This is a genomic window from Embleya australiensis (assembly GCF_051903075.1).
Classification (GTDB): domain Bacteria; phylum Actinomycetota; class Actinomycetes; order Streptomycetales; family Streptomycetaceae; genus Embleya.
The window spans coordinates 4,221,420-4,242,672 of sequence record NZ_CP182422.1 but is presented as its reverse complement, the minus strand read 5'-3'; the positions used below and the strand labels follow the sequence as shown (position 1 = coordinate 4,242,672).

Annotated in this window: 20 protein-coding genes and 1 tRNA gene; 10 read left to right on the top strand and 11 right to left on the bottom strand. The window is 71.7% G+C overall.

Going from position 1 to position 21,253, the window contains the following annotated elements:
• Positions 1–451 precede the first annotated feature (451 nt).
• The 5 genes from ACMXN5_RS18375 (at position 452) to ACMXN5_RS18355 (ending at position 5,377) form a co-directional block, all read left to right on the top strand.
• Positions 452–1,267 (top strand): HAD family hydrolase, encoded by an 816-nt coding sequence (locus ACMXN5_RS18375; RefSeq protein ID WP_439676164.1) that lies wholly within the window; start codon positions 452–454, stop codon positions 1,265–1,267.
• On the top strand, positions 1,264–3,648 hold the full coding sequence (locus ACMXN5_RS18370; protein ID WP_439676163.1) for a glycoside hydrolase family 65 protein: 2,385 nt from the start codon (positions 1,264–1,266) through the stop codon (positions 3,646–3,648). Before ACMXN5_RS18375 ends, ACMXN5_RS18370 begins: the two co-directional genes overlap by 4 nt.
• 86 nt (positions 3,649–3,734) lie before the next feature.
• On the top strand, positions 3,735–4,256 hold the full coding sequence (locus tag ACMXN5_RS18365; protein WP_439676162.1) for a MerR family transcriptional regulator: 522 nt from the start codon (positions 3,735–3,737) through the stop codon (positions 4,254–4,256).
• Positions 4,253–4,600 (top strand): thioredoxin family protein, encoded by a 348-nt coding sequence (locus ACMXN5_RS18360; RefSeq protein WP_126636431.1) that lies wholly within the window; start codon positions 4,253–4,255, stop codon positions 4,598–4,600. Before ACMXN5_RS18365 ends, ACMXN5_RS18360 begins: the two co-directional genes overlap by 4 nt.
• A 9-nt stretch (positions 4,601–4,609) precedes the next feature.
• Positions 4,610–5,377, top strand: coding sequence for an SAM hydrolase/SAM-dependent halogenase family protein (locus ACMXN5_RS18355; RefSeq protein ID WP_439676161.1), 768 nt, complete (start codon positions 4,610–4,612; stop codon positions 5,375–5,377).
• Between the two features lie 7 nt (positions 5,378–5,384).
• Here ACMXN5_RS18355 and ACMXN5_RS18350 read toward each other — a convergent pair whose 3' ends face one another.
• Complete coding sequence (locus ACMXN5_RS18350) at positions 5,385–6,110, bottom strand: hypothetical protein (protein ID WP_439676160.1); 726 nt, start codon at positions 6,108–6,110, stop codon at positions 5,385–5,387.
• Positions 6,111–6,656: 546 nt separating this feature from the next.
• Positions 6,657–8,276: a diguanylate cyclase domain-containing protein gene (locus tag ACMXN5_RS18345; RefSeq protein ID WP_380008906.1), complete on the bottom strand. Its 1,620-nt coding sequence runs from the start codon at positions 8,274–8,276 to the stop codon at positions 6,657–6,659.
• Positions 8,277–8,697: 421 nt separating this feature from the next.
• Here ACMXN5_RS18345 and ACMXN5_RS18340 point away from each other — a divergent pair, with 421 nt between their 5' ends.
• Positions 8,698–9,177: a flavin reductase family protein gene (locus ACMXN5_RS18340; RefSeq protein WP_380009220.1), complete on the top strand. Its 480-nt coding sequence runs from the start codon at positions 8,698–8,700 to the stop codon at positions 9,175–9,177.
• A gap of 5 nt (positions 9,178–9,182) precedes the next feature.
• On the opposite strand, the gene ACMXN5_RS18335 is transcribed toward ACMXN5_RS18340, so the two are convergent.
• Positions 9,183–10,076, bottom strand: a complete 894-nt coding sequence (locus tag ACMXN5_RS18335) for an acyl-CoA thioesterase (protein ID WP_439676159.1) — start codon at positions 10,074–10,076, stop codon at positions 9,183–9,185.
• 57 nt (positions 10,077–10,133) lie between these two features.
• Entirely contained in the window at positions 10,134–10,397 is a 264-nt protein-coding gene (locus ACMXN5_RS18330; RefSeq protein ID WP_380008898.1) for a GlsB/YeaQ/YmgE family stress response membrane protein, read from the bottom strand.
• Between the two features lie 173 nt (positions 10,398–10,570).
• Between ACMXN5_RS18330 and ACMXN5_RS18325 the strand changes: the two genes are divergently transcribed.
• Positions 10,571–10,644, top strand: a tRNA-Thr gene (locus ACMXN5_RS18325).
• A 123-nt stretch (positions 10,645–10,767) separates the two neighbouring features.
• Here ACMXN5_RS18325 and ACMXN5_RS18320 read toward each other — a convergent pair.
• Positions 10,768–11,787: a LacI family DNA-binding transcriptional regulator gene (locus ACMXN5_RS18320; RefSeq protein ID WP_439676158.1), complete on the bottom strand. Its 1,020-nt coding sequence runs from the start codon at positions 11,785–11,787 to the stop codon at positions 10,768–10,770.
• A gap of 233 nt (positions 11,788–12,020) precedes the next feature.
• Here ACMXN5_RS18320 and ACMXN5_RS18315 point away from each other — a divergent pair, with 233 nt between their 5' ends.
• Both ACMXN5_RS18315 and ACMXN5_RS18310 read left to right on the top strand, forming a co-directional pair.
• Positions 12,021–13,130: an ABC transporter ATP-binding protein gene (locus tag ACMXN5_RS18315; RefSeq protein WP_380009217.1), complete on the top strand. Its 1,110-nt coding sequence runs from the start codon at positions 12,021–12,023 to the stop codon at positions 13,128–13,130.
• Between the two features lie 92 nt (positions 13,131–13,222).
• Positions 13,223–13,654 (top strand): PPOX class F420-dependent oxidoreductase, encoded by a 432-nt coding sequence (locus ACMXN5_RS18310; RefSeq protein ID WP_380008892.1) that lies wholly within the window; start codon positions 13,223–13,225, stop codon positions 13,652–13,654.
• 119 nt (positions 13,655–13,773) lie between these two features.
• Here the strand turns inward: ACMXN5_RS18310 and ACMXN5_RS18305 are convergent, their stop codons facing one another.
• From ACMXN5_RS18305 to ACMXN5_RS18280, 6 genes are all read right to left on the bottom strand, one after another.
• Positions 13,774–15,063 (bottom strand): TQO small subunit DoxD, encoded by a 1,290-nt coding sequence (locus tag ACMXN5_RS18305; RefSeq protein ID WP_439676157.1) that lies wholly within the window; start codon positions 15,061–15,063, stop codon positions 13,774–13,776.
• A gap of 638 nt (positions 15,064–15,701) precedes the next feature.
• On the bottom strand, positions 15,702–16,682 hold the full coding sequence (gene rlmB / locus ACMXN5_RS18300; RefSeq protein WP_439676156.1) for a 23S rRNA (guanosine(2251)-2'-O)-methyltransferase RlmB: 981 nt from the start codon (positions 16,680–16,682) through the stop codon (positions 15,702–15,704).
• A gap of 154 nt (positions 16,683–16,836) precedes the next feature.
• Entirely contained in the window at positions 16,837–18,246 is a 1,410-nt protein-coding gene (gene cysS / locus ACMXN5_RS18295) for a cysteine--tRNA ligase (RefSeq protein ID WP_395797002.1), read from the bottom strand.
• 41 nt (positions 18,247–18,287) lie between these two features.
• A complete protein-coding gene (gene ispF / locus ACMXN5_RS18290) occupies positions 18,288–18,803 on the bottom strand; it encodes a 2-C-methyl-D-erythritol 2,4-cyclodiphosphate synthase (protein ID WP_439676155.1) in 516 nt (171 codons plus the stop codon).
• Positions 18,793–19,605, bottom strand: coding sequence for a 2-C-methyl-D-erythritol 4-phosphate cytidylyltransferase (ispD, locus tag ACMXN5_RS18285; protein WP_439676154.1), 813 nt, complete (start codon positions 19,603–19,605; stop codon positions 18,793–18,795). The genes ispF and ispD overlap by 11 nt, the downstream gene beginning before the upstream one ends.
• Before the next feature lie 57 nt (positions 19,606–19,662).
• Positions 19,663–20,145: a CarD family transcriptional regulator gene (locus ACMXN5_RS18280; RefSeq protein WP_020552233.1), complete on the bottom strand. Its 483-nt coding sequence runs from the start codon at positions 20,143–20,145 to the stop codon at positions 19,663–19,665.
• A gap of 385 nt (positions 20,146–20,530) precedes the next feature.
• Here ACMXN5_RS18280 and ACMXN5_RS18275 point away from each other — a divergent pair, with 385 nt between their 5' ends.
• Entirely contained in the window at positions 20,531–21,217 is a 687-nt protein-coding gene (locus ACMXN5_RS18275) for a hypothetical protein (RefSeq protein ID WP_439676153.1), read from the top strand.
• Positions 21,218–21,253 lie beyond the last annotated feature (36 nt).

The window sequence follows — 21,253 nt, the reverse complement described above, 5'->3', positions numbered from 1 at the left end:
ACATTGCAATGGGCACGGCCGGGCGATTCGGCCCACCTTGCGCTGCCGAGCCGGACCGGCCGAGCTCGGCCGAACTCCTGCTGCACCACCGTGATCTGACGCTGCATCAGTCGACCGGCGGGCCGGCCGGACCCCGGGCGCACCCGCGCGCGCCGGGTCCGGCCGGACCGTCGGCGTCGACGGTCCGGGCCGAAACGGTCACCGACGCCGACGCGGCCGACGCCGACGTCCTCCGCTCGAACCACACCGAGGCCGGCACCGACCGGATGCCTCCGGTCGATGCGGGCCGAGTGGTCCGGTAGCCGCCCCACGCGTGCCACTTCCGGAATTCAACATCATTTCGGTCAAAACGTGCTCAAGCACCACACGTGACACGCCATCTCGTCCCAGGTGTCATCCGAAAAGATCACCGCACGGATAACACCCCGGTATCGGGGGCAGTAAACCCGCCATGTTGGGGCTGCCGAACACCATCCACGCGCTTCTCTTCGACCTCGACGGGGTCCTCACCCAGACCGCCAAGGTGCACGGCGTCGCCTGGAAGGAGACCTTCGACCACTTCCTGCGCGAACGCGACGGCGCCGGCTTCACCCCGTTCGACCCCAGACGCGACTACGACACCTTCGTGGACGGCAAGCCGCGCCTGGACGGCACCCGTTCCTTCCTGGAGTCGCGCGGCATCGAACTGCCCCTGGGCGAGGAGGGCGACCCGCCGGGCAGCGCCACCGTGTACGGCCTGAGCAACGCCAAGAACGACCTGGTGTTGCGGCTGATCCACGACGGGGGCGTGGAGGTCTATCCCGGCTCGGTGCGCTACGTACACGCCGCCCGCGCGGCGAGGTTGCCATGTGCCGTGGTGTCCTCCAGCGCCAACTGCGAGGACGTGCTGCGCGCCGCGAACATCCACCACCTGTTCGACACGATCGTCGACGGCCTGGTGGCCAAGCGCGACCACCTGAAGGGCAAACCGGCACCCGACACCTTCCTGGCCGGGGCGAAGGCGCTGGGCGTGGCCCCCGCGCACGCGGCCGTGTTCGAGGACGCGCTGGCCGGCGTCGCGGCGGGCCGGGCCGGTGACTTCGGCCACGTAGTGGGCGTGGACCGGGTCGGACAGGCCGAGGAACTACGCAGGCACGGCGCGGACGTGGTGGTATCGGATCTCGACGAACTCCTCGCCGACCCGAGCGACGACACCGCCGGCGACACCAGTGGCGACCGAAGCGGTGACCCGGCGACCGGGCGGCCCTCGGCGGAAGGCACGGCATGAGCACCGAACACCCCTACACCGTCGAGCCGTGGGGCATCACCGAACAGACCCTGGACCCGGACCACCTGCCCCAGTCCGAGTCGGTGTTCGCGCTCTCCAACGGCCACATCGGACTGCGCGCCAACCTCGACGAGGGCGAACCGCACGGCCTGCCCGGCACCTACCTCAACGGCGTCTTCGAACTGCGCCCGCTGCCCTACGCGGAGGCCGGATACGGCTACCCCGAGTCCGGCCAGAGCGTCATCAACGTCACCAACGGCAAGATCATCCGACTCCTGGTCGACGACGAGCCGTTCGACCTGCGCTACGGGCAGACCCAGGACCACGAGCGCTCGATCGACTTCCGCGAGGGTGTGCTGCACCGCCGCGCGTTGTGGACCTCGCCCGCCGGCCGCACCGTCCGGGTCACCTCCAAGCGGCTGGTCTCGCTCACCCAGCGCTCGATCGCCGCGATCGAGTACGAGATCGAACCGATAGACGGCCCCGCCCGGATCGTGCTCCAGTCGGAACTGGTCACCAACGAGGAACTGCCGCTGCCGAACGCCGACCCGCGCGCCGCGGCCGTCCTGGAGGCGCCGCTGCGCCCCGAGGAGCACACGCACAACGGCGGCAAGGCGATCCTGGTGCACCGCACCGAGCACAGCGGGCTGCGCGTCGCCGCCGGCATGGACCACGAGATCGACGGTCCCGAGGGCATGTACATGGAGACCGAGAGCGCCGCCGACCTGGCCCGGTTCAGCGTGACCACGGTGCTCGACCGGGGCGCCAAGCTGCGGATCGTCAAGTACATCGCCTACGGCTGGTCCTCCACCCGCTCGCTGCCCGCGCTGCGCGACCAGGTGGCCGCCGCGCTGACCGCCGCCCGCTACACCGGGTGGGCCGGCCTGGTCGCCGAACAGCACGGCTACCTCAAGGAGTTCTGGGACAACTCCGACATCGAGGTCGAGGGCGACGTCGAACTGCAACAGGCGGTCCGCTTCGCGATGTTCCACGTGCTCCAGGCGGGCGCGCGGGCCGAGGAGCGGGCCATCCCGGCGAAGGGGCTGACCGGGCCGGGCTACGACGGGCACTGCTTCTGGGACACCGAGGTGTTCGTCCTGCCGGTGCTCACGTACGGCCTCCCGCACGCGGTCGCCCAGGCGTTGCGCTGGCGGCACTCGACGCTGCCGCTGGCCCGCGAGCGCGCCGCGCAACTGGGCCTGCGCGGCGCGCTGTTCCCGTGGCGGACGATCCGCGGCGAGGAGTGCTCGGGCTACTGGCCCGCGGGCACCGCCGCGTTCCACATCGGAGCGGACATCGCGGTCGCCGTCGCGCGCTACGTCCGGGCCACCGGCGACCGGGACTTCGAGCGCGACTTCGGCCTGGAGATCCTGGTCGAGACCGCGCGGATGTGGCGCTCGCTGGGCCATCACGACGCGGAGGGCCGATTCCGGATCAACGGGGTCACCGGCCCGGACGAGTACAGCGCGCTCGCCGACAACAACGTCTACACCAACCTCATGGCGCAGTCGAACCTGCTCGCCGCGGCCGACTCGGTGGGCCGCCACCCGCACGAGGCCCGCGCCCTGGAGGTGAACACCGAGGAGGCGGCGAGCTGGCGCGACGCGGCGAGCGCGATGTACATCCCCTACGACGAGGACCTGGGGGTGCACCCGCAGGCCGACGGCTTCACCAAGCACCGGATCTGGGACTTCGAGAACACCCCGCCGGACCACTATCCGCTGATGCTGCACTACCCGTACTTCGACATCTACCGCAAGCAGGTGGTCAAGCAGGCCGACCTGGTGCTGGCCATGCAGGTGCGCGGGGACGCGTTCACCGACGAGCAAAAGCGCCGCAACTTCGACTACTACGAGGCGCTGACCGTACGCGACTCGTCCCTGTCGGCCTGCACCCAGGCGGTCATGGCGGCCGAGGTCGGCCATCTCGAACTGGCCCTGGACTACACCGCCGAAGCGGCCCTGATGGACCTGCACGACCTGGCCAAGAACACCAAGGACGGCCTGCACATGGCCTCCCTGGCGGGCACCTGCGTGGCGCTGGTCGCGGGCTTCGGCGGGTTGCGCGACCACGGCGAGCGCATGTCCTTCAAACCGCGCCTGCCGGTCGGGCTGACCGCGCTGCGCTTCTCGTTGTCGGTGCGCGGCGCGCGGCTGCGGGTGGAGACCACCCACGAGCACACCACGTACACGCTGCGCGAGGGCGCCGAGATCCCGTTCCTGCACCACGGCGAGGAGCACACGCTGATCCCCGGCAAGCCGATAACGCTCGACATCCCGGAGCTCACCCGGGACACCCCGCCGGGGCAGCCCGCGGGTCGGGCCCCGGTGCGCCGCCAGGGTGTCCCGGAGACCCACCCCACCGGGCCCAGCCCCGGCTGACCGGGCCGGGGCCGGGACACCGGCCGCGCCGGTCTCGACGCACACCTCTGGCCTTGACGTCCACGTCAAGGTCTACCGTTTCGAACATGCGCATCGGAGAACTGGCTGAGCGCGCGGGGACCAGCACGCGGGCCCTGCGCTACTACGAGCAACGCGGCCTGCTGTCGGCCCGCCGGACCAGCAGCGGCTATCGCGACTACGACGAGGACGATGCCCGACAGGTGCGCGAGATCCGCGCGCTCCTGGGCATCGGCTTCGACCTGGAGGAGACCCGGCCGTTCGTGGAGTGCCTGCGCGCCGGGCACGACGCGGGCGACGAGTGCCCGGCGTCGCTGGCGGTGTATCGCCGCAAACTGGCCGAACTCGACGCGTGCATCGACCGCATGCAGGCCATCAGGGCGCACCTGGCCGGCCAACTCGAACAGACCGAGCGAGCGCACGCGGGCGGCGGCTCCGCCGAGCGGGCGCCCGGGCCGGCCACGCCGGCGCTCGCCGCCGCCGCGACGCTGCCCGAGGCGCCGGAACCCCGCTGCGCGCTGACCTCGGGGTCGGCCGCCGCGCCCGCGGCGCCCACCACGTCCACCGCGCCCCTCAAGGAGTCCCGATGAGTGCTCACGTCCCCGACGTCCAGGACGCCGATTTCGACACCGCCGTACTGCGCGCCGACCGGCCGACCCTGGTCGAGTTCACCGCCGACTGGTGCCCGCCGTGCCGCCAGATGGCGCCGGTGCTCGAACAGATCGCGATCGAGCGGCCGAACCTGGGCGTGGTCAAGCTCGACGTCGACCGCAACCCCGCCACCGCGGCCCGCTACGGCGTGTTGTCCATGCCGACGTTCCTGCTCTTTCGCGACGGCGAGCCGGTGAAGCAGTTCGTCGGGGCCCGCCCCAAGCGCTGGATCCTGGCCGAACTCGCCGACGTGATCGACGCCGGGCCCGCCCGCGCCCGGTAGATTCCGAGGATGGCCGGCGCCCCCAGGATCACCTTCACCACCGACTACGGCCTCGCCGACGGTTTCGTGGCCGCGTGCCACGGGGTGATCGCCGGCATCGCGCCGGCCGTACCGGTGGTGGACGTGACCCACCAGGTGCCGCCCGGCGACGTCCGGCGCGGCGCGCTGGTGCTGGCCCAGACGGTGCCGTGGTTCCCGGTGGGCACCGTGCACGTCGCGGTGGTCGACCCCGGTGTGGGCACCGCCCGACGGGCGGTCGTGCTGCGGGCGGGCGGGCACCTGCTGGTCGGGCCGGACAACGGGCTGCTGATGTGGGCCGCGCGCGAACTCGGCGGGCCGGCGGAGATCCGCGAGATCGCCAACCCCGCGCTCACCCTGGCCCGGGTCTCGCGGACCTTCCACGGCCGGGACGTGTTCGCGCCCGTCGCCGCCCACCTCGCCGCGGGCACCCCGTTCGCCGAGGTCGGGCCGGCCGTGACCGACCCGGTCGCACCGGCCGAGCCCGTGCCGGGCGAGGTGTTGACCGTGGACCACTTCGGCAACGTGCAGCTCGCGCACTCGACGGCCGAGTTCGCCGGCGCCGACACACTGCGGATCGAGGTCGGCGGGCGCGTACTCACCGTTCCCCTGCGCGGCACCTTCGGCGAGGTGGCGGCGGGGGAACTCGTCGCGTACGCGGACTCCGCCGGCTTCCTGGCGATCTCGCTCAACCGGGGCGACGCGGCGACCCTGCTCGGGGTCCGCGCCGGCGACCGGATCGAGGTCCGTCCCGGGTGAGGACCGCCTACTTCAGGGTGGGCTGCTGGTTCTCGAACCAGACCTGGTCCAGGGCCGCCTTGCAGCTCTCCCCGGCGGCACAGGTGAGCGCGACGTCGTTCGAACCCTCGTTGAGCTGCACCATGTTCCAGGTGCCGGTGACACTGTTGGTGCCGTAGTTCTTGAGCTTGGCCTTGTTCGTCGTGTCCTTGCCGTTGACCAGGATCGACAGGTTCTGCTGCTCGGAGGTCGTGTTGAGGAATTTCACCGCCAGGTAGTAGGTGCCCTTCTTCGGCACCTCCACCTTCCAGGTGATCGTCGACCCGGGGGCGGACATGTCGATCATGCCCTTGCCCGACGACGACGCCACGCCGGCCACCGCGACCGCGCCGCCGGAGGGCGAGGCGTCCTCCGCCTCCACCATCGCGAACTTGCCGCCGGGCGCGGTGGTCGGAGCCGTGGACGGCGACGCGGTCTGCGACGGGCCCGCGCTCGTCTGCGTACCGGCGCTCGTGGCCGGCGTCTTCGCCTTGTCGTCCTTGCCGTCGTCCCGGGTCAGCAGCAGGCCGGCGACCACGCCGATCACCACCAGGACCGCCACGGCCACGCCGATCATCACGCCGCGACCACCACCGCCACCGCCGCCGCCGTGCGATTGCCGGGGCTGTTGCGGGGGCTGCGCGCCGCCCTGCTCGTGCTGGGCCGGAATCGCGGCCTGCGGCTGGGTATGCGCGGGCGGCTGGGCGTAATTCATCTGCCCGACCTGCACATATTGCGGCATCATCCGATTGGCGGAAGAACCGTACGCACCGGTCGTCCCTGTCCCGTCGCCCGCTTCCTCACCCGGCGCCGGCCGATAGAGGTACCCGTACGGGTCTTCAGGTTCACCGTTGGTACCCGCCGTCATCGGGTAGTCCTCCCTACGTGCGCCAGGTCAAGCTTTGTCAATACCAGGCATCACACTAACGGGCGACGGGTGCGACACGTGGTGTTGTCCGCGTGACGGGACTGTCACGAAAACGCCCTACTGAGGCGTACGGCGGCCGGCCGGCCCAAGAACACGCCGAAGCCGGCGAACCCACAAAACCCACCCATCAGGTGACCGAATTCACCCGAGACAACCAAAATCACCAGCAAAAAACCGCCCCGGCACAACACCCGGCCGCGAGGCCGAACCCGCCCCACCCATGCCTTCAAACCGCGGCGCGTACGCCCAACGCAACGGGCGGAGCGGGCGGGCACACCAAATCAAGCCAACCAAAAGCACACCCGCGGCCCGCCCACGCGACCGGCGCCGCCCCTAACCGGCCCGCCGCTGCGCCCGATCGCGCCGGCGCTTGTTCGCGTACATGTGCTCATCCGCGATCCGCAACAAATCCTCGGGCTCGGCCGCCTCCTCGGCCCAACCGATCCCGAAGCTGGCCCCCTCCAGCGGCACCGCCAACCCCTCGGCCGGAATCGGCACGGAGAGCGCACGGCGCAACCGCACCGCCATCTCCTCCGCCTCCTCCCGTCCGATCCCATCGGCCAGCACCACGAACTCGTCGCCGCCGAGCCGGGCCACCGTGTCCCCCTCGCGCACCGCGGCCGTCAACCGCTCGGCGACCGCCTTGAGCACCACGTCGCCGATGTGGTGGCCGAAGTTGTCGTTGATGTGCTTGAACCCGTCCAGGTCGCAGAACAGCAGCGCGACGCCGCGACGTTCGGCGGCGGGCGGCTCGTCGACGACCACCACCGCGCCCTCGGGCATGCTCAGGATCGCGCCGGTGGGCACGGCCCACTCGTCCGCGTACGGCTCGTGCACGTCGCCGCCCGGACCGGCGGCCGGGAGCCCGGCCTTGAGGCCGAACCGGGCGGCGAGCCGGGCCCGCAGCTCGCGCCCGTTCGGCAGCCCGGTGAGCGGATCGTGGCTGGCCTCGTGCACCAGCGCCTGCTCGCGCTGCTTGCGGTCCTCGATGTCCTCCACGTGGGTCAGCCCGAACCTCAGATCGCCGAGCCCGTCGGCGACCTGGGAGGTGCGCAGCGAAACCCACCGGTACGTTCCGTCGCTGCGGGCCAGCCGCAGCTCGGTACAGCCCGCCACCGGCACCGTCCCGCCCAGGTGCCCGCCGAGCAGCGGCCGATCCTCCGGGTGTGCCAACGCGCCCAGCCCGAGCCGCTTGAGCACCGGCGCCGGGTAGCCCAGCATCCGGCACAGCGCGTCGTTGGCGCGCAGCAGCTGGCCCTGCTCGTGGCCGCGCACACCGGTCATCACCATGCCGCTGGGCGCGTACTCGAACGCCTGCCGGAAACTCTCCTCGCTGGCCCGCAACGCGAGCTGCTCACGCTCCAGGCGGGCCACCGCGCGCTGCATGTCGCTGCGCAGCCGCGCGTTGTCCACCGCGATCGCCGCCTGTGCCGCGAACATGCCCAGCACCTCGCGCCGCCACGGGGCGGGCCGCAGGCCATCCACCGGCAGGTCCACCGACAACACGCCGACCAGGTCGCCCTCGGGCGTGTGCAGCGGCGCGAGCAGCGCGTCGCGCGGATGCCACGCCTCGGGGTGGTCGGGGATCGGCAGGTCGGGTATCCAGCTCGGGATGTCGCCCACGTCGGCCTGCCCCGAGCGGTGCCCGAGGAAGCGCAGCGGCCCCCAGGGCTCGGCGGCGGCCAGGATGCGGTCCCAGCCCTCCCGCGAGCCGATCTGGCCGGCCATCGCCTTGCGCAACTCGTCGTTGCCGGCCACCGCGGCGACCTCCAGATCGGCGTCGGCGCGAACGAGATTGACCGCTGCCACGCCGAACCCCAGGCCCGAGACCACGCCGTCGACGACGGCCTGCAGGGTGTCCTTGAGGTCACGCGTGGCGTTGAGGTCGGCGACGACGCGGTTCAAAAGGCGCAAAGTCGCCAACCGGACGTGGGTCTCCGTCTCGGCTGTCATGGGTCTCCCCCAGGGGTCGACGCCGGTGTCTTCTGAACAGATATCGTCCGTTTACCAGAGAAACTGAATCACAGCGGGCTTCGCGTTGGCGACGTTCCGTCATCGATCAGACTGTCACTGTGAGCCACCTCACGCTTCATACCGTATCGAGTCGGACCGCCGAGCCGCCCCGGAATCGCACCCTCCGCCGGCATCCAAGGCGCATCGTACGAGGTCGGCGCCCATTTACGGGAAATAACCCCAGGGTTCGCGGGATATACCTGACGACCAATCAGAAACCAATCGCAAACCGATCGGGCGCTCGGGTGTGCGTCAGCACATTGATGCACAGCACATCCGGTCCCGGGCCGACGCCGCATACCCTTGACCCGTGTCCCCACCACTCCCGCCTCCCGTCGATCCTGCCGACTTCAAGGCCGCGATGTCCCGATTCGCCGCCGGCGTGGTGCTGATCACCGCGATCGAGGGCGACCCCGACGACGGCGGGCCCGTGGACGACGTGGGGATGACCGCGACCGCGTTCATGTCGGTCTCCCTGGAACCCCCGCTGGTGCTGATCAGCCTGCGCCGCGAGGCGCGGATGCGCGACGTGCTGGACGAACAACCGCTGTGGGCGGTGTCCCTGCTCTCGCAGAGCCAGCGCCACGTCGCCGGCCGCTTCGCCATCCCCGGCCGGATCAGCGACCGGCTGATGTTCGCCGACATCCCGCACCGCCGCGGCCCGGTGTCCGGCGCGGCCCTGGTCGGCGGCGCGCTGGCGACCCTGGAGTGCCGCACCGACCAGGTCGTCGAGGCGGGCGATCACATCCTGTACGTCGGCGAGGTGCTGCGCGTGGACCTGCCCAGCCCCGAGGGCCTGCCCCTGACGCACTACCGGGGCCGCTACCGAAGCCTGGGCTGAGCGCGTTACGCGCCCGGCCGCGGCCCCGGGCGCATCAGCCCGTCGGCCGTCACCGAGGCGACCGGTCGGCCGGCCCGGGTGAACACCCGGATCCGCCCGTGCATGCGCCCGTCGCCCGCGTACTCGCTCGCGCAGCGCAGCAGCAGCCACTCGTGCGCCGAGAACGGCTCGTGGAAGGTGATGTTCTGGGACAGCGCCACCGACATCGACCGCCCGCCACGCCGCTCCAGTTCGGCGCGCGAGTACGGGCGCAGCGCGACCGGGCCCAGGAAACCCTCGGTGGACCAGGCCAGGATCGCCCGGGCCGTGGTCGCGGTGTCCGGGACCGACGTGCACCGCGTCCACAGGTCCAGGCGCGGCGGTCCCTCCGCGTCCGGCGCCAACGCCGCCGCGCCGCCGGCCGTACGCACCTCCCACGGCAACATCGGCACCGACACCTCGGCGCACTCCTGCGGCCCGGGCACCCCGGCCGGCAACGCATCGGCGTGCCGGACCAGTTCGGGGCCGGCCACGCCCAGCGTCACGAACGCCCGGTAGTGCTCGGCGGCGCCCTGCCGAAAACCCACCTGGAGGATCGCCGCCGACCGCCCCTCGTGCAGCCGCTCGACCCGTACGTCCACCGGCGCGGTCGGATCCCCGGCCCGGGGAAAGACCCCCTGAAGCGTCTGCACCGCCATGTGGGGGACCACCCGCTCGGCGGCCACCACCGTCTGCGCGAGCACCTGCGCGCCGAGCGTGCGCGGGATCGGCGTCACCAGGTTGCGCGCCCGGAACCGGGTGAGCGCCGCGTCCGGGACGGCGCCATCCGCCGGATCCGCCGCCGCGAGCCCGTCCAGGTCCAGCACGTCCACCAGGTCGGCCGCCGCGATCGTCGGCCATGTCGCCACTCCACCGGTCATCCGCGCATGATCGCAGTCCGCGGCCGGATCTGATAGACCGTCAGGCGGGTCGCCCGATCATCGCGTCGCGCCTCTCCCGGTGAACTTGACCACCAGCGAGACCAGGAACGCCGCGACCGCGATGCTGATGATCCAGCGAAGCCAGTCGATCCCCTTGGTGTCCTCGACACCCAGTCCGGCGGCGATGCCGTAGCCGATCAGGGTGCCCACGATGCCGACCGCCATCGTGGCCAGGAAGCCGATCTTCTGTTTGCCCGGCAGAAACAGTCGGCCAAGCGCGCCGATGATGATGCCCGCGATGATCAGACCTACGAACGTCATGGGATTCCTCCAGCCGGCCGGCAGTCGTACAAAGTACGATGACCCGGACTTTTCCGGGCAGGTGTCTCCTGTTCCCCACGTTCCCCGCGCGTTAACGCGAACGCCCCCACGTCACAAAGCTCTAAGGTGGTTGCGTCCGCCGGGTGGCCACGGTGCAAAATGGTCCGGTACACGCCCCGATAGCTCAGTTGGCCAGAGCACGCGCCTTGTAAGCGCGGGGTCGTCGGTTCGAACCCGACTCGGGGCTCCCAGGGGCCGTCATCCGCGCGATCGCCGGATGGCGGCCCGCTTTTGTCGGCCCGGCGGGGGCCGGCAGGGTGGGTGCGGCGGGGCCCGCTCGCCGGTCTGCGGCGGGGCTCGGCGACGGGGCTCAGCGGCGGCGGTCCGGCGCCGGACCGGTCGAGCCGCGGACCACCAGTTCGGGGCGGTAGATCAACTCGGTACGCGGTGCCCGCCCGCCGCCGATCTCGTCGAGCAGCGCGCGCACCGCCGCCGCGCCCATCGCCTGCACCGCCTGGCGCACCGTGGTCAGCGGCGGATCGGTGAAGGCCACCAGCGGCGAGTCGTCGTAGCCCACCACCGAGACGTCCTGCGGCACCCGCAACCCCCGCTCGCGCGCGGCCCGTACCGCGCCGAGCGCCATCAGGTCGCTGCCGCACACGACCGCGGTCGCCCCCCGGTCAAGCAGCGCGCCCGCCGCCGCCTGGCCGCCCTCCACCGAGAACAACGAGCGCTCGATCCAGCCGTCGGCCTCCGTCACCCCGAACCGCTCGGCGAGGCCGCGCCGAAAACCCGCGATCTTGCGCGCGGTGGGCACGTACCGCTCGGGCCCGACCGCGAGCCCGATCGCGGTGTGCCGCAGCGAGGCAAGGTGGCCTATCGCCAACTCCACCGCGACCGCCTCGTCGCTGGAGATGAACGGCGCGTCAATCCCCGGGGCGAAGCCGTTGACGAACACCATCGGCAGGCCGCGCTCGACCAGCCGCAGGTAGCGCGACATGTCCGCGCCCGAGTCCGAGTGCAGGCTGGAGACGAAGACGATCCCCGACACCCCGCGCTCCAGGAGCAGTTCGGTGTAGTCGTCCTCGGTGACCCCGCCCGGGGTCTGCGTGCACAACACCGGGGTGTAGCCGTGATGGGCCAGCGCCCGCTCGATGACCTGCGCGAACGCCGGGAAGATCGGGTTGTCCAACTCCGGGAGCAGCAGCCCCACCAGGCCCGCGCTGCGCCGGCGCAGCCGGGCGGGCCGCTCGTATCCGAGCACGTCGAGAGCGGTCAGGACGGCCCGCCGAGTGTCGTCCGCAACCCCGGGTTTGCTGTTCAGAACCCGACTCACGGTCGCCTCGCTGACCCCTGCCTGCGTTGCGATGTCCGCCAGCCGAGCCTTCATACGCAGAGCCTAGTGACACTTTCAGCAGGATTTCGCAGGGCTTTGCGGGTCCCGCAAAACATTTCGGGCGAAGCCGACTGCTGACAGATCACGTGCGCCCGGGTACGGTGAAGCGCAGTCCGTCCTCGAATGGACTAGACCACTGTCCGCCGTCACGGACAGGCACCGCACGGGTACTTCACCCTCCACTCGGATCGTCCGGCACGTTCCTGCCGGTGGAAGGACACATCACCATGGCCACGGTCAGCTACAAGCAGGCGACCTGTACCTACAAGGGCGCCGAGCGCCCGTCCGTCAACGCGCTCGACCTGGAGATCGCGGACGGCGAGTTCCTGGTCCTGGTCGGCCCCTCCGGTTGCGGCAAGTCCACCTCCCTGCGCATGCTCGCGGGTCTCGAGGAGGTCACCGGGGGCTCGATCCACATCGGCGACCGCGAGGTCACCAACCTGGAGCCCAAGGACCGCGACATCGCGATGGTGTTCCAGAACTACGCGCTCTACCCGCACATGACGGTCGCCGAGAACATGGGCTTCGCGCTGAAGATCGCGGGCGTCGACAAGAAGCAGATCCGGGCCAAGGTCGAAGAGGCCGCGAAGATCCTCGACCTCACCGAATACCTGGACCGCAAGCCGAAGGCCCTCTCGGGCGGTCAGCGCCAGCGTGTCGCGATGGGCCGCGCGATCGTCCGCGAGCCCCAGGTCTTCCTGATGGACGAGCCGCTGTCCAACCTCGACGCCAAGCTCCGCGTCCAGACCCGTACCCAGATCGCCGGCCTCCAGCGCCGCCTGGGCATCACCACCGTCTACGTCACGCACGACCAGGTCGAGGCGATGACCATGGGCGACCGCGTCGCGGTGCTCAAGGACGGCCTGCTCCAGCAGGTGGACACCCCGCGCAACATGTACGACCGCCCGGCCAACGTGTTCGTGGCCGGCTTCATCGGCTCGCCCGCGATGAACCTGATCGAGGTCGACCTGGCCGAGGACGGCATCCGCTTCGGCGACGCGGTCGTCCCGGTCTCGCGCGAGGCCCGCGAGGCGGCGGTGGCCGAGGGCACGGGCAAGGTGACGCTGGGCGTGCGCCCCGAGCACCTGAAGATCAACTCGGCCGAGGGCCTGAGCAAGGAGGGCAAGGGCCTCGCGGTCTCCGTCGACGTGGTCGAGGAACTCGGCTCCGACGCCTTCGTCTACGGCTCGGTCACCCTCGACGGTGTGGACAAGCCCCTGGTGGTCCGCGTCCCGGGCCGCAGCGTTCCGGAAAAGGGCTCGGTCCTGCACGTGGTCCCGACGGTCGGCGAGACCCACCTGTTCTCCACGAAGAGCGGCGAGCGCCTGCACGACTGACCGGCCCGACACGATCGCCGGCGGCGCCCGACGCGGCGCCGCCGGCGAGTGTCGTCCCGGACCGGGAGGCCGTCAGGGGTGAGACTCGGTCCATGGAGCGTATGACCGAGACCGAGTGGCGGGGCTTTTTGTTGGCGGGGCCGCCGCGCACCGGGAAACTTGCCACCGTACGTCCCGACGGTCGGCCGCACGTGGCGCCGGTCTGGTTCGACCTGGACGATCGCGGCGACACGGTGGAGCTGGTGTTCACCACGTTCGCGTCCTCGGTCAAGGGGCGCAACCTCGCCAACGATCCGCGCGTGAGCCTGTGCGTGGACGACGAACGGCCGCCGTACGCCTATGTGGTGGTCGAGGGCGAGGCCCGACTCTCGGTCGACCCGGTCGACCTGCGCGTGTGGCCGAGCCGGATCGCCGCCCGCTATATGGGCGCCGACAAGGTGGTCGAGCGCGAGCCCGTGGAGGGCGAGCAGGTGGTGCACGTGCACATCCACCACGTGGTGGCGGACCGGAACATCACGGGCTGAGCCGGCCTTTCGCAGATTCATTCCGCAGGAGCCGCACACCTCGCATACCTCGCACACCACAGGACCCGCACATGTCGTGCGGGTCCTGTGGGCGGTGCGGGGCTTCGATGCCCGGGGGATCAGCCCAGCAGGCCGCCCAGGGGCTTGGTGCCGCTGCCGCCGGACTTCGGGGCGCCGCCGGAGCCGCCCGAGCCGCCGGGGTTCGAACCGGCCGAGCGGGGGGAGCCGGACGCGGTCGGGGCCGAGGCCGAGGTCGGCTTCCTGTCGGTGGCATCGGCCGGGGCCGACTTGGCCGCGCCGGTGGAGGCACTCGGCTGCGGGGTGGTCGCCGCGCGCGGGGTGGCCTGCGCGGCGGGGCCCTCCTTGACCGGACCGGCCGCCGCCGAGGGTTCGACCACCGGCGGACGGGGTTGACCGGCCACGGCCCCGGCCGGCTGCCCGGCGGCGGGGACGACCGGGGCCGAGGACTCGGCGGGCCGACCCGGCTCGCCGACCCGGCCGGTGTCCGACTCGTCGGGGTGCCGGTGGCCGCCGCCGAGCAGCGAGCCCGCGAGCAACGTCGCGCCGACGCCCGCGAACGCCAGCATCGAGCCGTAGCCGAGCTTGCGCCGCCGAGCCCGCACGGGGGTGACGATGGGACCCCGCCAGGTCCGCAACGACAACCACGCGTCCGCCGAGTACATCGGCGCGCCCGCGAGCGCCAGCGGGCTGAACGCGGCCAGGAAGACCAGGTAGGGCGCGTGGTACGGCGAGGACCCGGTACCCACCGCGATCAGCACGCCCAGCGAGAGCAACATCCCGAGCAGCCCGGCCAGCCGGGTCCACAACCCGAGCACCACCGCGAAGCCGACCACCACCTGGCCGAAGGCGAACAACAGCCCCGCCCCGATCGCGTGATCGGCGGCCAGGTCCATCACCGACGGCGACAGACTCCCGTCACGCAGCACGCCGATGCGATGCCCGAACGAATCGCTCGACCCCGGATCCAGGAAGCCCGGCGCATAAAGCTTGCGCAGCCCCTCGACCAGGAACGCCCCACCGAGGAACAGCCGCAACGGCAACAACACGGTGCCGGCCTGCACACTCCCCCGGCGCGCATGCGTGGGCGCCGCGGCGGTCCCGTCCCGCTCACGCACCCCCGCCCCCGAACCGCGCCGGGCAGGCGGCACCCGCCGCCGGGTCCCGTCGTCACGAATCACCGGGAGCCGCGTGGTCGCGTCGTCATCCGCCCGGTCACGCGGCCCGGGCACAGGTTTGGGGGCGGTGCCGATCCGGGGGCCGGCGATCACCACCCGCAGGGTCTTCGTGGGGGTGGCGACCGCCGCCGGATCGCCGGGATCACGCACCGCCGCGGGCGAGGGCAACAGCCCGACAGCACCGCCGAAGCTGCCTTCCGATCTGGTGTCCACGCACCACTAACCGCCCAAGGTCCCCCAAGGATGCGGCCCACCACGTATTACCCCATGCAACCCACAAACCCCCAAACCTCCCGCTACACTCCGCCCCGCAGTGCGGCACGGATGCGCGGCCAAGACGCACACGGGTCTCCAAAACGAAGCACTCCCACCCGAGACCGCTGCATTCAGCGGCGGCCGGAATGGGCCGGGCCTCCTCGGCGCGCGTTGCGCTGTTGATGGCAGGTGGCCGGTGCGGGGCCGGTCAGAGTCGGCGATGGGCCGCCGCCGGCTAGCGGGGCTCCACGCCCCCGGCTTTTGACGAGACGGGCACGTTGCTCACCGAAAACCGGCCTGCAGCGGCGGTCAGGGTGGGCGCTCGGGTTGGGTTCGCCGGGCGTGCGTTCCCGAGTGGGCCGGGTGTTTTCGGCGCGCGCTGCGCCTTGGGTTGCGTGGGCTGGTCCGGGGCCGGTCAGAGTCGGTGATGGGCCGCCGCCGACCAGCCCCGGACCAGCCACCCGCGACCACAGGCACAACGCGCGTCGAGAACACCCCGGCCCACCCGGGGAGGTCCCCGGCGAACCCGACCCGACCGCCGCCGACCGCCCGGCCCGATCCGGCCCGGCCCGCTTCGCCCGTCTGCCTCTCCCCGCCTACTTCGCCCCTCGCCGCCTGGCCACCTCGTACAGCACGATGCTTGCCGCGACCCCCGCGTTCAGGGACTCGTTGCCGCCGGCCATCGGGATTCGGACCGTGATGTCGCATGTTTCCTGCACCAAGCGGCCCAGGCCCTTGCCCTCGGAGCCGACGACCACCACCAGGGGTTCCGTGGCCGCGGCCAGTTCGTCGAGGGTGATGTCGCCGTCGGCGGCCAGGCCGACCACCGTCAGGCCGGCCTTCTTGTAGGCCTCGAGGGCTCGGGTGAGGTTGGCCGCCCGGGCCACCGGCATGCGGGAGGCCGCGCCTGCCGAGGACTTCCAGGCGCCGGCGGTCATTCCGGCCGCGCGGCGCTCGGGGACGACCACGCCGTGGCCGCCGAAGGCCGCCGCGGAGCGGATCACCGCGCCGAGGTTGCGCGGGTCGGTGACGCTGTCGAGCGCGACGACGAGGGGTGTTTCGCCGCGGTCGTGCGCCTCCACCACGAGGTCGTCCGGGTGGGCGTACTCGTACGGCGGCATCTGGAGCACCAGGCCCTGGTGGATCGCGCCGTCGGTCATCCGGTCCAGCTCGGGGCGCGGGATCTCCATCAGCGGGATGCCCCGCGTGTTGGCGATCTTCATCGCCTCGCGCACCCGGTCGTCGCTGTCGATGTACTGCGCGATGAACAACGACGTGGCCGGCGCGTCGGCGCGCAGCACCTCGAGCACCGAGTTGCGGCCCGCGACCAGCTCGGACGCGCTCTTCCCGCCCCGACCGGGACGCCCGCCCGCCGGGCGCCGGGCCGCGGGCGCCGCGGCCTTGCGCTTGGCCGCGGCGTTGGCGGCGCGCTGCTTCGCGTGCCCCTTGCGCATCTCCGCGGGCGGCGTCGGCCCCTTGCCCTTCAGCGCCCGGCGGCTGTGCCCACCAGTACCGACCGAGGGCCCCTTCTTGCTTCCCTCGTTGCGCTTGTTACGGCGCTCCGTGTTGCCGGCCATGACGGGTACATCCCTTCGATTGCTTCATATTGCGATCCCCGGTCGCCCGAGGGGCAACCGCTCCAGCCGTTACAACCGTACGGCCGGTCCGCCACCTCGTGGCGTTCCGGCCGTACGGCGCGTTCTCGTCGAGCCTCCCGGGCCCGAGGGCGACTCAGTCCCGGTGCAGCGTCCACCGGGGGCCGTGCGGCGTGTCCTCCACCACGATCCCGGCCGCCGTGAGGCTGTCCCGGACCGCGTCGGCGGCCGCGTAGTCCTTGCGCGCCCGCGCCGCCTCACGCTGCCCGAGGGCGAGCTTGACGAGGTGGTCGACCACCCCGCGCAGCTCGTCGGAGCGACCGGCGGAGGCGCCCGCCGTCCACTGCTCCGACAGCGGGTCCATGCCGAGCACGCCCAGCATCGCCCGCACATCGGCCGCGTGTCGTACGACCGCGTCCTTGTCGCCCGCCGCCAGCGCGGTGTTGCCGTCGCGCACGGTGTTGTGCACGACCGCCATCGCCTGCGGTACGCCCAGGTCGTCGTCCATCGCGGCGGCGAACACCGCCGGCACGTCGGCCGTCGGTTCGATCGCCCCGGTCTGTTCGCCGGCCCGCTCCAGGAAGCCCTCGATCCGCCCGAAGGAGACCTCGGCCTCGCGCAGTGCCTCCTCGCTGTACTCGATCATCGACCGGTAGTGCGGGGTGGCCAGGTAGTAGCGCAGGACCAGCGGCGACCAGCGCTTGAGCATCTCGGAGACGAGCACCGAGTTGCCGAGCGACTTGCTCATCTTCTCACCGCTGAGGGTGACCCAGGCGTTGTGCATCCAATAGGCGGCGAACGCGTCGCCCGCCGCCTTGGACTGGGCGATCTCGTTCTCGTGGTGCGGGAACACCAGATCCAGCCCGCCGCCGTGGATGTCGAACGCCGCGCCCAGGTACTTGTGCGCCATCGCGGAGCACTCCAGGTGCCACCCCGGACGACCGTGCCCCCACGGCGTCTCCCACGACGGCTCGCCGGGCTTGGCCGCCTTCCACAGCGCGAAGTCGCGCCGGTCCCGCTTGCCCGCCGCGCCCGTGCCCCCGTCCTCCGCCTCGCGCATCGCGTCCGGCTTCTGACCGGACAGCGCGCCGTAGGCCGGGAACGAGGAGACGTCGAAGTACACGTCGCCGCCGGACGGATAGGCGTGCCCCGTGGCGATCAGCCGGTCCATCATCGCGACCATCTCGGGGATGTGCCCGGTCGCCCGGGGCTCCACGGTCGACGGCAGGCAGCCGAGCGCGGTGTACGCGTCGGCGAAGGCCCGCTCGTTGGTCTGCGCGACCTGCCAGTAGGGCACACCCTCCGTGGCGGACTTGGCGATGATCTTGTCGTCGATGTCGGTGACGTTGCGGCAGAACACGACGTCGTTGCCGCGGTGGGCGAACCACCGGCGCAGCACGTCGAAGTTCAGCCCCGATCGGATGTGCCCGATGTGCGGAGGTGCCTGCACGGTGGCACCACACAAGTAGATCGAGACCTGTCCCTCGACAAGCGGCACGAAGTCCCGGACCGTGCGGGTGCTGGTGTCGTACAGGCGCATGCTCACACGCGCAAGCTTAGAGCGTCGGGACGGCGCGGCGTGCGCCGTTATCCCTCGGTTCCCGGCCCGACCGGCACCACGAGCGCGGTGGCGATCGCGGCCACTCCCTCGGCCCGCCCGGTCAGCCCCAGACCGTCGGTGGTGGTCCCGGACACCGACACCGGCGCGCCGGCCGCGGCCGACAGCACGGCCTCCGCCTCGGCCCGCCGCCGCCCGACCTTCGGCCGCACCCCGATCACCTGCACCGCGATGTTGCCGATCTCGAATCCGGCCGCGCGCACCAGCCGCGCGGCCTCGGTCAGCAGGGTCGCCCCCGACGCCCCGGACCACTGCGGCCGCGAAGTGCCGAAGTGTGCGCCCAGATCGCCGATGCCCGCCGCCGAGAACAACGCGTCGCACGCGGCGTGCGCGACCACGTCGGCGTCGGAGTGCCCGGCCAACCCGGTCTCCCCGGGCCAGAACAGCCCGGCCACCCACAACTCGCGCCCCGCCTCGAAGGCGTGGACGTCCACCCCGATCCCGGTACGGGGCAGCACCACCCGAGCCGCGTGCTCACCGGACAACGTCGATCTCCGTACTCTCCGCGGCACCGTCCGCCTCGTCGGCGCGCGCCTGCCCCGCCCGCTCCGCTCGCCGCTCCAAGAGCGCGCGGGCAAGCAGCAGGTCGAACGGTCGGGTCACCTTGAACGCCTCTTCGGAGCCGGGCACCACCACAACCGTGCCGCCGGTGCGCTCGACCATCCCGGCGTCGTCGGTCGCGCCCTCCGCGCCGAACCCCTCGGCCTCGGCGTGGGCGCGCGCCAATACCGCCCGTCGAAAACCCTGGGGGGTCTGTACGGCGCGCAGCAGCGATCGATCGACCGTGCGCACCACGGTCTCGGCGCCGTTCGCCGCGGCGACCTCCTTGACCGTGTCGACCACGGGCAACGCGGGCACCACCGCGTCGGCCCCGTCGGCGACGGCGGTGATCACCGCCTCGACCACGTGGGCCGGCACGAACGGACGCGCGGCATCGTGCACGAGCACGATGTCGTGATCGGTCGGCACCGCCGCGAGGGCGAGCCGTACCGATTCCTGGCGTGTCGCACCGCCCGCGACCACCCGCACGGGTGATTCCGCGGGCAGTTGCGCACGCAAAAGATCCCGGACACCGGCGACACCGTCCGGCGGTGCGGCGACCACGACCGCGGTTACCCCGCGGGCGGCCAACAGCGACCGGACGGCGTGCACCAGCATCGGGATGTCCCCAAGCTCACGCAACGCCTTGGGCGCACCGGGACCGAGCCGTTCACCACGCCCTGCAGCGGGCACAAGGACCGCAGTGTTCAACGAAGTCCCCTCAAACCACCCGGGCGCCGACGCCACATGGCGCCGACACCGCACCGGCGGATCCGTCCGTCATCGACGGGCGGATCCTACGGCTCAGGAAGCCAGGACCTCGTCGAGGATGGCCTCGGCCTTGTCCTCGTTCGTGTTCTCGGCGAGCGCCAACTCGCTCACCAAGATCTGCCGAGCCTTCGCCAGCATGCGCTTTTCGCCTGCCGACAGGCCGCGGTCACGCTCGCGGCGCCATAGATCGCGCACGACCTCCGCGACCTTGATAACGTCACCGGAGGCGAGCTTTTCCAGGTTCGCCTTGTAACGTCGTGACCAGTTCGTCGGTTCTTCGGTGTGCGGAGCACGCAGTACCTCGAAGACGCGGTCGAGCCCTTCCTGGCCCACCACGTCTCGAACACCGACGAATTCCGCGTTGTCCGCGGGCACGCGGACGGTCAAATCACCCTGGGCGACCTTCAACACCAAATAGGTCTTGTCCACACCCTTGATCGTGCGCTGCTCGATCGCCTCGATCAGCGCGGCCCCGTGATGGGGGTAGACCACGGTGTCGCCAACCTTGAACGTCATGTGACAGGTACCCCTTCCGTGGCTTTCTAGGGTAACACGGGACACGCCCCTACTGAATGACGTTTCCGCAGGTCAGGGCCTTAGTCGGGGCTTGACAAGCAGCCCGTGGGCGTGCTGGGACAGGGAACCCCACACCCGTAGGACTCGAACAAATAGGACAAACAGCTCGTCCTGAGGGTGCGTCGACCGCTCTCGTGCGACCCAAATGTCCCACCCGCATCACCGGAGTCCGGCCGATCCCGGCGGCCTTGCGCCGACTCCGCCCCGGTGAAGGCGCCGCTCGGCGCGGTGAGCCGCGTACAAGTCGTCCATCCGGCCTGAGTACGCTGTCCCCGGTCATCGTGACCGGTCCAGAATCCTAGATCTTCAAGGAGATGCCGCCGCCGTGAGCCGCAGCCTTCGACGCGGCGCCCTCGCCGCCACCGTCGCCGTCGTCCTTCCCCTGGCCGCGGGCTGCGCCAGTGGCAAGGAAGCCGAGACCGGCAAGATCAAACCCGACACGGCCAGTACGGCGTTCGGTTCGCTCAAGATCCAGAACGTCCAGCTGGTGACGAGCGACCCGGGCAAGAACCTGGTCGCGCTCGGTGGCGCGCTGTTCAACGAGGGCACCACGCCCGAGACGATCACCAAGGTGACGGTGGACGGCGCGGGACAGGCCCTCGGCGGCCCGCTGACCATCCCGGCGGGCGGCGCCGCGTACCTGGTCGACCGTCCCCAGGGAATGGCCGCCGACGACCCGCAGGGGCGCGTCTACCTCGGTCCGCTGGTCTTCCCGAACGCCGCCAAGGTCGAGGCCGGTTCGTTCCGCCGGGTGACCTTCGCGTTCGGCACCGCCGGCGAGACCTCGCTGGACGTCTCGGTGCACTCCCCGTCGAGCTACTACGCGCAGCTGAAGCCGACCCCGACCTTCACCCCGCCGCCGCCCGCGCCGCCGACCGCCTCGGCGCCGGCCACCGCGCCGCCGAACACCGCGCCCGCCACCGCCAACACGGGCGGCGCCACGGCCCCGGCGAGCGGCAACGGCGCCTCCGGCACCCCGCGCAACAGCGCGTCGGCCCCGGCCGGCGGCTGACGGCCGTACCCGCGCCGCGGGACACAAAGGCACATA

Coding starts and splice junctions, on each gene's coding strand:
- ACMXN5_RS18350 (WP_439676160.1), bottom strand. CDS start 6,110: ATGAATTACGCCCAGCCGCCCGCGCATACCCAGCCGCAGGCCGCGATT.
- ACMXN5_RS18335 (WP_439676159.1), bottom strand. CDS start 10,076: ATGACCGGTGGAGTGGCGACATGGCCGACGATCGCGGCGGCCGACCTG.
- ACMXN5_RS18280 (WP_020552233.1), bottom strand. CDS start 20,145: ATGACGTTCAAGGTTGGCGACACCGTGGTCTACCCCCATCACGGGGCC.
- ACMXN5_RS18375 (WP_439676164.1), top strand. CDS start 452: ATGTTGGGGCTGCCGAACACCATCCACGCGCTTCTCTTCGACCTCGAC.
- ACMXN5_RS18315 (WP_380009217.1), top strand. CDS start 12,021: ATGGCCACGGTCAGCTACAAGCAGGCGACCTGTACCTACAAGGGCGCC.
- ACMXN5_RS18320 (WP_439676158.1), bottom strand. CDS start 11,787: ATGAAGGCTCGGCTGGCGGACATCGCAACGCAGGCAGGGGTCAGCGAG.
- rlmB (WP_439676156.1), bottom strand. CDS start 16,682: ATGGCCGGCAACACGGAGCGCCGTAACAAGCGCAACGAGGGAAGCAAG.
- ACMXN5_RS18365 (WP_439676162.1), top strand. CDS start 3,735: ATGCGCATCGGAGAACTGGCTGAGCGCGCGGGGACCAGCACGCGGGCC.
- ACMXN5_RS18355 (WP_439676161.1), top strand. CDS start 4,610: ATGGCCGGCGCCCCCAGGATCACCTTCACCACCGACTACGGCCTCGCC.
- ACMXN5_RS18330 (WP_380008898.1), bottom strand. CDS start 10,397: ATGACGTTCGTAGGTCTGATCATCGCGGGCATCATCATCGGCGCGCTT.
- ACMXN5_RS18370 (WP_439676163.1), top strand. CDS start 1,264: ATGAGCACCGAACACCCCTACACCGTCGAGCCGTGGGGCATCACCGAA.
- ACMXN5_RS18360 (WP_126636431.1), top strand. CDS start 4,253: ATGAGTGCTCACGTCCCCGACGTCCAGGACGCCGATTTCGACACCGCC.
- ACMXN5_RS18345 (WP_380008906.1), bottom strand. CDS start 8,276: ATGACAGCCGAGACGGAGACCCACGTCCGGTTGGCGACTTTGCGCCTT.
- ACMXN5_RS18310 (WP_380008892.1), top strand. CDS start 13,223: ATGGAGCGTATGACCGAGACCGAGTGGCGGGGCTTTTTGTTGGCGGGG.
- ACMXN5_RS18340 (WP_380009220.1), top strand. CDS start 8,698: ATGTCCCGATTCGCCGCCGGCGTGGTGCTGATCACCGCGATCGAGGGC.